7 protein-coding genes are annotated in these 10495 nt (G+C 57.5%); 1 reads left to right on the top strand and 6 read right to left on the bottom strand.

Annotated elements, in window-relative coordinates:
* Positions 1 to 114: 114 nt before the first annotated feature.
* The 6 genes from LJ656_RS34115 to LJ656_RS34090 all read right to left on the bottom strand — a co-directional run bounded on the left by LJ656_RS34115 (position 115) and on the right by LJ656_RS34090 (position 9300).
* Positions 115 to 1890: a UvrD-helicase domain-containing protein gene (locus LJ656_RS34115; protein WP_230513839.1), complete on the bottom strand. Its 1776-nt coding sequence runs from the start codon at positions 1888 to 1890 to the stop codon at positions 115 to 117.
* Entirely contained in the window at positions 1890 to 3839 is a 1950-nt protein-coding gene (locus tag LJ656_RS34110) for an ATP-dependent nuclease (protein WP_230513838.1), read from the bottom strand. Before LJ656_RS34110 ends, LJ656_RS34115 begins: the two co-directional genes overlap by 1 nt.
* A 258-nt stretch (positions 3840 to 4097) precedes the next feature.
* Complete coding sequence (locus tag LJ656_RS34105; protein ID WP_230513837.1) at positions 4098 to 6044, bottom strand: DUF3732 domain-containing protein; 1947 nt, start codon at positions 6042 to 6044, stop codon at positions 4098 to 4100.
* On the bottom strand, positions 6041 to 6559 hold the full coding sequence (locus LJ656_RS34100; RefSeq protein WP_230513836.1) for a three component ABC system middle component: 519 nt from the start codon (positions 6557 to 6559) through the stop codon (positions 6041 to 6043). Before LJ656_RS34100 ends, LJ656_RS34105 begins: the two co-directional genes overlap by 4 nt.
* On the bottom strand, positions 6556 to 7767 hold the full coding sequence (locus tag LJ656_RS34095; RefSeq protein WP_230513835.1) for an ABC-three component system protein: 1212 nt from the start codon (positions 7765 to 7767) through the stop codon (positions 6556 to 6558). Before LJ656_RS34095 ends, LJ656_RS34100 begins: the two co-directional genes overlap by 4 nt.
* Before the next feature lie 357 nt (positions 7768 to 8124).
* Positions 8125 to 9300 (bottom strand): tyrosine-type recombinase/integrase, encoded by a 1176-nt coding sequence (locus tag LJ656_RS34090; RefSeq protein ID WP_230513834.1) that lies wholly within the window; start codon positions 9298 to 9300, stop codon positions 8125 to 8127.
* Positions 9301 to 9479: 179 nt separating this feature from the next.
* On the opposite strand from LJ656_RS34090, the gene LJ656_RS34085 reads away from it, so the two are divergent.
* Entirely contained in the window at positions 9480 to 10433 is a 954-nt protein-coding gene (locus LJ656_RS34085; protein WP_230513833.1) for a coiled-coil domain-containing protein, read from the top strand.
* Positions 10434 to 10495: the final 62 nt, after the last annotated feature.

Below are 10495 nucleotides of genomic sequence, written 5' to 3'. Positions count from 1 at the left end.
GGCGCTCCGGCTCTGTCAGAACTTCAATGCTTTCCACGATTTGCCTAGGCTTGAAACTAGTCACAAGACTCCCTCTTATTTTAAGGGGTGCCACGTGTCCTGAGAATCAAGGGGCTACTCCACCTGGTTCGCATCCTCTTGTTTCAGAAGATAGGGAATCAGCTCACTGAGATCATACTGCTTGTTCACACATGACTCGAGCACCAGCGTAGCTAGATGTGTTTCTCCCTTAACACCAGCAATTGTAGACAACTGCATGTCAAATGACTTTCCGCATGCATCAATGCGCAGAGTATTTACTCCTCCTGGCTGTGCGGCGATCGAAGCTCCTGTGTCGATCTCAAATTTCATGATGGCGATGTCCTGTGCTGGTACATCGACCTCAATGAGATTCTCGAGGGCCAACAGTAGCCTATTGCGAGAGGCGATCCATTGATCTTCCGTTTCAGTACCGTACACACCTTCGACGATATCGAGCACTACACGGTTCGCAGCCTGCAGGGAGTGCGAGTCTTGCTGGAGAATCCGCCGTAACTGGTTCCAGCTGGTAACGCCGCGAACATCCGGACGCCCGTAATGTCCCAGCAGCTTCAGCACCGCGAGGCGCGCGGTGCTAGTTCTCGCAATTGTCGTCCGACCGATATCTTCGCTCGCTCCAGCATCACGGACTAGCCTGCAAATCGTTGCTCTAGCACCTGCTGGGCGGCTTGCATCAATCACAAAGCTCGGAACATAGTCCTTTATGTGCCTGCCCACCTGCTGTTTGGCATTGCCTTCACGCTTGACGCCGCAGACTGCCTTGATGGGCCGCGATGCCAACTCTTCGGATGTGAAATGCTCAGCTGTCCACACGCCGAATCGATGAACTACACTCTGTATTGTTGCGTCCGAATAGAGAATGAGCGCAGGCTGCGCAATGGCTTCACCTCCATGCCCTTCCATGTTTCCGCCCACCAATTTCAACCGATTGGCTACATCCGCAATCTGGCGCCCGAAACGCAAGCTGGAAGATACCTCAAAGAACTCTTTTTTCGGGAACGCGTGCATGTGAGTGCCATCGCCACGATTCAGGATCGATTGATTGATATCTCCAAAGCGCTGAATGATGGTGTCTCCAAAGAATGCCTTGCAGAGCACATCCAGTTGCAAGTCACTGGTGTCCTGCATTTCATCCATGAAGACAAGCGGAAAACGGTGAGCAATGGTGTCAGCGAGAGTCGGAACATATTGCATTGCGCGTTCCGCAAACGCAAACATATCGTCGTACCGGAGCCAACCTTCCCGCGTCAGTCGGCTTTTTATCAGCTTAAGGGCGGTTATAGTTTTTCCTTTCGCAGGCAGGGGCGTCCGCCCGCTTGTCGTCAGGGTCAATTCGGGGCCACTGTATCGAATCCCTCGAACCGATTTCGACCTTTCATCCAGAAATCCTTTTTGGAAAAGCCAGCCCTTGATATCTTCGGTTTTCTTCGCCAAGCCAAGAATTCTATCTGCGTATGCTTCGTCATCAATCTCCTTGAGCTCAATTTGGCTTTCCCTGAGCCAAGGAATTGCAAAGTACTTATTGATGAAAGTCTGGATCGTTCCAATGTAATGGGGATAACCTAGAAGTTCTTCGCCATTTGGAATTTTTCGAAGCCGTTGCTCGATTTCCTGCGTAGCCACGTTAGTGTGTGTGAGAATGCAAATTCCGCGATTTGCATATGGCCATTTTCTCGCGATCAAGGCGAGTTTTGCCCCAAGCAAGGTAGTCTTTCCACTTCCTGGAACGGCTTGAAAGTCCGCCGAATCCATGTGAAGTAATGCGTTGATCTGATCATCGCGATCAAACGACAGGAGAGGAAACCATTCCTTCAACTGCTTCAGATCCTCGTTACTCAGCTGTACTGGCATCAGTGTGGCTCCACGTGAGGCACAAGATGGTTGAACGCATTCATTAAATACGGTGGAAGCTTTTTGAAAAGCTCATCGCCCTTGCCGCAATGCCCCTCTCTGATCAACTCGGCCGTATATTGTGCGGAAATCGCTTTCGACAGGCCATCTGCGAGCAGCTCGTATGCATCGATTGCTATCAATTCGTTCCCGACAAGTGCCTGATCTTGTTCTGCGAGAAATTCGGTTGCTTTCTGTTTAGTTTGGGCGCGTACGTCGGCTTTCAGTATTCCGTTCGAATCTTCTGCGTCGGCGAGGTGGATTCCAATAAACATCGCATTCCTGCATCCCGAGATCAAGAGGTCATACTCCAGGGTCCATCTGTCCGAAACGAACACCTTCGTGTTGCCGCCTGCCGCCCTATCCACGCGCGTTTTGACGTGAGCCGCCGCTTCCTCTGGTGTAAAGTCGGCCTCTTTTCGATTGCTGTGCCTCTTTCGCCCCTTGGGCACAGGAACAGCCGCCTTTTCCTTGTCCAACCGTCCTTGAATATAGCTGACACCATCCGGAACAATATCGCGGTCAGTTACGCATGCCACGGGAATCGGCGCATCCACACCCGTTGCGCTCTGAAAGATTCGGGCATACCGGAACAACCCAACCGAACCGACATTCACAACGGAGATGCCGTTTGCCGTGAATGAGCGACCACAGGCCTCGGCAAGTGCTGGCAGCAGGAGTTCTTCTGCGGGTCCTTCGACGATCAGGACACCTCGCGCGAAGAAAAGGTTAGCTTTGGTTACATCCAGGAATCTGGATAGAAATTTGTAATCGCTGTCGTCAAGCTTTGTTTCACTCTTGCGCAATGGGAAAGTACTGCCCTTGCACACCAGAATGATGCTCTCCACCGCCGCACTGGCCGCGATATTTGGGCTGTGAGTGCTCAGGAGAATTTGGATGCCATCTTTGACAGCCCTGGCAGAAAGCATCTCCAACACCCGGGCCTGAAGCTGTGGGTGAAGATGCGCCTCCGGCTCTTCGATGAGAAGGAGGGCCAACTCCATGCCCGAGCCAAGCAAAAGCAACTCGGCTGCCATAAACAGCACATTGTTGTAGCCCAGACCGCGCTCGCATGCCTCTGCATCGCCAACGGAGGGAGGTGCCCCAAGGGTGAGTTCCATCTTCTCCAGCAATTGCACGAGAGATGGCTCAGACGCCATCTGGATTTCAGACTGCAGGGGCGCATCTTCGAAGCTCAACTCATTGAGGTAGTTCGTGTTTAGCCTGTTTCTGACATCTTTGATGACGGGGAATCCACTGATACGGTGCTGCGCCTGGGCCATGACCTCGACGAGCGTGTTCGGAGGGGCGTCGGGGTTCTTTGAGTCGAAATTGTTGACCTGGTGATCTTTAATGGCCGTCTGGGCCCGGAGCACCTGAGAAAGCCTTGAGCCTTTCTTTGGACGCAACTCGGATACGGCATCTCGCAATGGCTTCAGATAGGTGGCTCGGATCAGCTCTCGGGCAGCCGCCCCAATTTCCGGTCCGTTGCCGCCGAGGCCCGAATGAGTGCGCACTATCGGTTGAAGATTGCGGCTCCCGACGGCATCAGTCCGTCGGCGAGCGCGGAGGTGGACGACGAGATAAGGTTCTTTATCGCGTCCAATGCTGAGCCAATCAATCAGTGCTGCTTTCTGGTCTCTGGATAGGTCTGCAAACTCAACCTCGATGGTCAGTTCATCGGCTCGAGTATTGTTGGACACGTGGAAATCAAGGTCCTCGATGCGCAGATAGTCATTGCTAGTCGTGGACAGGGCATATCGCAGCGCATCAACGATGCTGCTCTTGCCGGCATCATTCTCACCGACAAGGACATTGAGGCCCCGGTTCAAAACCAGGTTGAGGTTTTTTCCTTCCGCCTCCGCACCGAAAGTTCGGAAATTGCAGGCGGTAATTCGACGAACGTACATGATCCCTCTACGTCTATTATGTCTTTCAGCGCGATCGAACTTTTACACTTAAGAAGGCCTCAGTTGCGCTCTGGGAAAGCATGGAGCGCGCCCTTTCACTATCGCCGAACGCTGTCGCGCATCCTGTATGAAAAACTGAGTCAGGCCCATCTCAAGAATCTCGACTGTCCAGAGGAGCCGAAGAGCCGCGCGTCGTCTGGGGCAGACGAACAAAATGCAAGAGGCGGTCCGACCGTCGCGCGAAGTTGACCTGAAAGGCTAGCTAGATTGTGGCCAATCTTGCGGAATCAGCTTCACACCGTTGCGCCAACGCTCACGCACATCTGCCTGAAACCGTGGGTCGTCGCTGAAGTCCGGGTGTTCAGTGATGATAATCTGGAAGTTACCCTCCTCTTCTTCAATCACATCGAATATCAGCTTGTAAAGCGCCTTGACGGCCTTCCGGTCGGTATCGATCTTGGCGGGATCGAGGTATGTGCGCTGTTCGGTATCTGGAGAGAAATGCGCCTGAGAAAGCTGATCGAGCAGAAGAAATGAAGGGACGGGACGTTTCCGTTCCGCGAACCATTTGTGCAAGGCAAGGTGCGCAACGATGTGATAACCGACGTGATTTTCTCCGCTGCCAATTTCTCGCATCGGGATCGGCCGATTCGGGGTGTCTGCAACAATGGTCAGCGCCCTCGGGTCGAGGCGCAGCGGACTATCCGAGTATTCGAGCTCGACACGCTCAGCGTAGTCGGAGAGACTACGGTTGACGTTGGACAGACACGACTCCAGCTGCTCCTGGATAGCGTCAGCACTAACGGCTTCGTAAAGCTCCAGCTCCTGCTGTCTGAGCTTTGCGAGCGTGTTGCGTTGTGCACTTACGTCGGGCATTTCAGGGATGTTCTCGACATACAGGCTGATACGGCCGACTACCAGTGCCCGTCGCGCTTCGGTATCTGACGCAAGTTGTAGTCGCTGACTTGATCGCTTGATGGAGTTGAGTAACTCGCGATTTTTCTCAAGCTCGCGACGGTTCAGGATGAGTTTTTGTTCAATCTCAACGATCGCGGATTCAATGCGTGGCGTCGCCGAATCCATCGCACCACCGCGCTCTCCGATAGTTTCCTTTGCCATACGCAGCTCGCCAATTGACGGCGCTGCCGACGCGGCAGGAAGGTCCTGAAGGCACAGTGGGCACGCATGATCCTGAACTGACGGTTCAAAAACGGAAACTGCGTCCAGTCGCGCGACGTGCTCTGCGGCTTCTTTTGCGAATCCGCGGGAGTTGCCTTCAAATGCGCGAGCCCGGTCTATTGCGACCTGGATACCGCGTTGCGCCTGCAGTAACTCGGTGCGCTCCTGGGTCAGTCGAAGAAATTCGGCCTGTTCGCCCCCTTCTACAACAGGCCGAGCGATCGGAGAGTTCTGTACCCGTTTCAGGACTTCCACTTTCTCCGCCCACGATGCCCCATCCGCGAGGTCGGTCAGCCCGACCGATTTTGCCTCAGCCAGCAAGGTGTCGGCACGGCTCACGCCGTCGCCGACGATTGCGGATGCTTCGGCCAGCCGCTTTTCAAGTTGCCGGATTTCGGCGCGGACCTGTTTCAGCCGTTGCTGATTCTGGATGTATTCATCAGTCACCGCTCCAAGAAAGTACGGCAACGTGTCCTTGATCGCCTGGGCGACGAAACGGTCGCTGGCACCATGAAACAGGACAGCTTTCTGGCCGATCTCGTTCTGGGACTGGAAGCAGAACGTGAGCGCGTGATTAAAGGTCGCGGACAGCGGCGGACGTGAGTGTCCCGCTGGCGGCTCGTGCAGATATTCAGTTATACCCACCCAGGACGCCAGCATCGCTGACAACCCGTCGGAATTCGTAGTCTGTCGAAGTTCGGAGGCGTGTGGAATATCGAGCGATTGACCGATCTTGATGAAAACTGTCTCACTCGATTTGCCATTCCCGGCCGGTAGTTTGCGGGCGACGAATGCCTGCCCGTGCGTTGTCTGCAGCAGCAGACCAAACCACGCGGCGCCCCGCCTGATGATTCCCTCCGGAACATCGAGCTCGGACGAGCCAAAACAATAGTCGATCACGCCGAGGATTGCGGATTTACCCGTGCGTGAGTCGCCGGAAATGATGTTTACTTTTCCGGGTTCCAAAGGTAGAACCCGGTGACGGCCGTCATGGCTATACGCGACGATCGCTCGTATCTGAATCATGGCTGAAGTCCCAGAAGCGCCAGAGTGGTAGCGGAAGTACCGTTTTTTTGCAGCCAGCGGCCTACAAACTGGCCCCGGCGGGCGCAATCCAGCACGTCAGGCCCTGAGTGTTTCACATAGGCCGTCATTTTCGTTTTTGCGCTGTCCATCGGAGCCAGGCTCGGCCCGGCAGTCGTCAGCGCCCCGTGATGAACGCCGAAGATGATTGCTTCCCGCACGTAGGGGCGCAGTATCCCGACGCCTCTTGCGATCGCAGATCGCTCAAGCGGGTGATCCTGAAGCCAGGCAATGAGTGAAGTCCGGATTGTGCCGGGTAGCTGCGAACGCGTCCGGCCACGAAGCACGAGGCTTGCCCCAACAAACGACAGGTCCAGCGGCAAACCCGTTTCACCTGATTGCGTCGAGCGCGCCTCATCCCTGTATCCGAGTGCAATGTGCCACAGGACAACCGCACAGAATGCGGGATTTAGGAGATTGCGCTGCTCAATCGTTCGTTCATGCCATGACGTCATCATGTGGAGCCCTCAACACGCAGGTCGAGAATCGCTTCAAGACGCCCCGCAAAATCGGGATGCCAGCCAAGCCGTCTCTCGTCGGCAAGCATATGCAGTGACCCGCGACACACCCAGGGAACGCTGACGCCTTCCTTGATAGGCACCAGTCCGTCTTCCGCCCACTTTAAAATCGCCCGACCAGCCTTCATCATCTCCTTTTCGCCCGCAGTCTCTTCCAGTTCATCACAAACTTGCCCGCGGATAAGCTCCCACTCGCGAATCAGTCGCGTCTCGTATTGCTTCAAATCAGTGTCGAAAAGCAGATCGTCACGGGTCCAGAGAGATCTCTGTCGGAACGCCTGCCAGTAACTTGTTACCGCATTGTGGATGCGGGATTTGCTGCCACCGACCAGTTCGACCTGCTTGTAGAAGGGATAGTGAGCAAACTCTGGCAAGGAGTCGAGCGCGACCATCAGCGCATCGATCTCGTGGTCAATCGGTAAAGAATCAGGCTTTAAAGACTCCTGTATCTCCTGAATCTGCGCATCTATTTCCGCACGACTGATGCCGCCGCCTGCACTTGCGAGTCCGTGGACCACACGGCGCAGCCACCAGCCCTCGACCATCTGGACGGCGACTTTCTGGTGATGGAGTGAGACGTGGTAAAGCTCTGACTGCAGCTGATCAGTGATTTCGTCAACGTTCGGCTGCTCGGGCACCACGAAAACGTTCTCGAGGAGTGCCTTTCTCGCGCTGTCTTCCAGATCGAGATACGCCTTGAAGACCTCGGAAAGCTCTTCGTTCGTTGACGTTGAAGCAGCATGCTTCAAGAGCTTCGCGGCAGTTTCGATGTCGCGCTTCGCCGCGTCGCAGGAGAGTGCCTCACATGCCGTTCCTTCGGAGACTGCGGAGGTCGTGATCAGGAAATGCGCAACAGCGTTCGGGATCTCGCCGGACGAAGAGCCGACCAGCCACACGCGCAGGGTTTTCCAGAGCTCAGCGCTTAGGTCTCCAAGGCTCGCAGCGGTATTCAATGCATGTTTCGTTTGCAGCACCGCAACAGGATCACCGTCGGCGTGAAAACTCACGTCATCGAGCGCTTCGATCTTGACAACGAAGTCCGTAGTCCGGCTTCTCCTAACTGCCCATACCAGCGCGAGACGTACCTGGTAGAGATACCCGAGCACCGATGGCCCGGCATTGAAAGCACTGACACTCGTCTGCTTCATTGTGTATTCGCTCCTGCTCACCGTGCGCGCGGCTTACACAGAGATGCTCAACGCATCCCGTGCGTGCCCCTCGGGTGGAAACGCAGAGAACCTGGTGGAGCGCTGTAGCAGGACAGCAGCGCTGGCGATGCATTCCGGGGCCCGGGCCGATTGCCGGCTGCGCCCAATGGCACCACTACCGCAATCGCAGGCGGGGTACGCAGCTGGCACAGCTGCATTCCATTGATCACCCGAATGGGAGGGAACAGCAGATTATCGTCGGCCCTTGCTCTGGACCTGTCGAAACAGAAATCGACGCTCTCATTCGCCATGTTGACCCCGGCTTATATTTTGATTCTAAATTTCGCGACGATTCTCTCACATTATGTTTGTGTGTTGCGGGGATGGGTCCGATTCGTGCACGGTATCGCTATGACGCCGGTCATCCTCGGCATGGAGATAGATCCCGGTTGTCTGGATCGATGCGTGACGCATGTTCTTCTGGACGAAGCGCAGGTCGGTACCGGCGTCCGCCTGATGTGTCGCCGCGCTATGACGGAGCCAGTGAGTCGACGCACGTCGCAGCTTGGCGGCCCCCGCTGGATCGTTCGTCGCGCGCGCGTCGGCTGCCCGTCGGAACACTTCCTTGACGATCAGATAGACCGCGGCCGGCGTCAGGTGTTTGGTCGGGTCGCCCGCGACGGTCATGACTGCGGGCGTGGACTCGTCCCCCGACGGGGTTGGGGGCAGCCGATGAAAAGCCCGGTACCGAGCGAGGTCTGCCATCAGTGCCGCGCCCACGGGCACCTCTCCGTCTGCGCCGCCTTTGCCGACCACGTGCAGCCACCATTTCCCGCGACGTTGATAGAAGTCCGCTGCCTTCGCATTGGCAGCCTCCGACACGCGTAGCCCCGTGTGGTATAGCAGGCGTATCAACCATCGGCTGCGCTCATAGTGCTGGTGATCGCGCACGGTGAGCCGGGGCCACTGCTCGACGCTGGCCACCACGTGATCCCACAGAGCGTGATCCAGATACCGCTCGACCCGGCGCGTGCGTCTTGCCGCCGCGCCCGTCCGGCGACGCAATGCCAGCGGATTGCCGGCGAGGTAGCCGGCGCTGACCAGATAGGACAGCAGCCCCGAGACAATGCCGAGTGCCTGATGCCGGCTGCGTTCGGACAGCGGCCCGTCGAACAGCCGGCGGGCGCCCCCGCGTCGCGGCCGGGCCGGATCGGCCCAGTCGCCGATCGGTGCCGCGAGAAACTGCTCGTACAGCAGAAAGTCCTCGCGCGTGAGGCTCGAGAGCGGCTTGCCCAGCGTCTGGGTGGCCCACAGCAGCAGACGTACCGCTTCCTTGCGATAGCTGCGCAGCGTGTGCGGCGAGCCGGCATATTCCGCGAGCCACAGGCGCACCGCCTCGACGTCGCTGTCAGCGGCGATCTGCCGATGCCCCCCGCGTGCGCGGTTGATGCCGTCGCGCCCGTCGAGGGCTGCGGGCAGCGCGATCGAGAGCACCGGTTCCGGCGATTCAGGGGCGATGGTGGGCAGATTCATGGTGTGGCGCGTTTTGAATGAGGCTTTGCGCAGCGTACACGATAAAGAACTTGCGATTATGGGCGTTATCACAAATTTTGTTCGGATATCGTTACAGATATAACGTTATACGGCAATATACGGCTATGGTGGTTTGACGACGCGCCCTCCTCACCCACTTTTCATGGTGAAATCCGCCCATGAGCCGTATCAGCGATACCCGCATCCGCACCCGGGAAGCCGCCGCGCAGCTGGTCGCCTCGGGCCGGCCCGCGCATGAGCTCACCGTCGACCTGATCTATGCGGAAATCCGCCAGGGCAGCCGCACCACCATCAATGACGAACTGAAGCTCTGGAAGGACGAGCAGACGCGCAACGATGCGCTCGCCGCAGCCCTGCCGCCGGCGGTCGCCAGTGCGATGCTGTCGGTGTGGGCGCTCGCGGTCGAGCAGGGCGAACGCGTCTTTGCGCAGCGTGGCGATGAACTCGAAGCGGACGCGGTCGCCGCCCTCGCCCGCGCCGGGACCCTCGAGACTGCCCACGCAGAACTTCAGGGCGAACTTCGCACCGTTCGCGGCCAGTTTGACGACCAGCAGGCGCGACTTGCCGCTGTGCTTGCGGAACTCGCGCAGGTTCAGGGCGGCCGTGACGCCGCGCTCCGGCTGGCTGAAACATCCGCAGCCGAACGGGACGCTGTCCGCACGCAGTCGGAACAGGCGCTGCACGACATGCGATCCGCCCATCGCCAGGAGCTCGACACATTGCGCGCCACCCACGCAGAGCATGAAGCGGCCTTGCGGGCGGAGGTCGATCAGGCGACGGCCCGGCTTGAGGGCATCCAGAAACGCGTCATGCTGCAGACCGAGGAGGCACGTGATGCGCAACGCCGGGCCGAGGCGGCGCTCTCCGAGATCCGGGCGCGCAATGAGCAACTTGTCGGCGACGCTCATCGGATATCGGCAGACGCCGCTGAACAGAGTCGCCTCGCCGGGCGGCATGAGAAGCTGCTTGATCGCGTCACACAGGAAGCTAGTGATCTGCGACGCGAACGTGATGCGCTAGCTCAGCAGGTCGCGTTGTTACAGGGGCAACTGAAGGCCTATGAAAAGTCTCCACCGGTCCGTCGAACCAGAGTTTCGCGTCCGGCAACCTGATCGCATGACACGTCTGCGCCGCCGCGCATCCTGCCGCATGGCCGTAACGCCTGCTCGCTGCA

Source organism: Paraburkholderia sejongensis (assembly GCF_020880815.1).
GTDB classification, from domain to species: domain Bacteria; phylum Pseudomonadota; class Gammaproteobacteria; order Burkholderiales; family Burkholderiaceae; genus Paraburkholderia; species Paraburkholderia sejongensis.
The sequence above is the reverse complement of the archived record's forward strand: the minus strand, read 5'-3'. Positions and strand labels throughout refer to the sequence as shown.

What these genes read in the sequence shown, in the direction of transcription:
- LJ656_RS34115 (WP_230513839.1), bottom strand. Translation starts at nt 1,890, where the DNA reads ATGCCAGTACAGCTGAGTAACGAGGATCTGAAGCAGTTGAAGGAATGG.
- LJ656_RS34110 (WP_230513838.1), bottom strand. Translation starts at nt 3,839, where the DNA reads ATGTACGTTCGTCGAATTACCGCCTGCAATTTCCGAACTTTCGGTGCG.
- LJ656_RS34105 (WP_230513837.1), bottom strand. Translation starts at nt 6,044, where the DNA reads ATGATTCAGATACGAGCGATCGTCGCGTATAGCCATGACGGCCGTCAC.
- LJ656_RS34100 (WP_230513836.1), bottom strand. Translation starts at nt 6,559, where the DNA reads ATGATGACGTCATGGCATGAACGAACGATTGAGCAGCGCAATCTCCTA.
- LJ656_RS34095 (WP_230513835.1), bottom strand. Translation starts at nt 7,767, where the DNA reads ATGAAGCAGACGAGTGTCAGTGCTTTCAATGCCGGGCCATCGGTGCTC.
- LJ656_RS34090 (WP_230513834.1), bottom strand. Translation starts at nt 9,300, where the DNA reads ATGAATCTGCCCACCATCGCCCCTGAATCGCCGGAACCGGTGCTCTCG.
- LJ656_RS34085 (WP_230513833.1), top strand. Translation starts at nt 9,480, where the DNA reads ATGAGCCGTATCAGCGATACCCGCATCCGCACCCGGGAAGCCGCCGCG.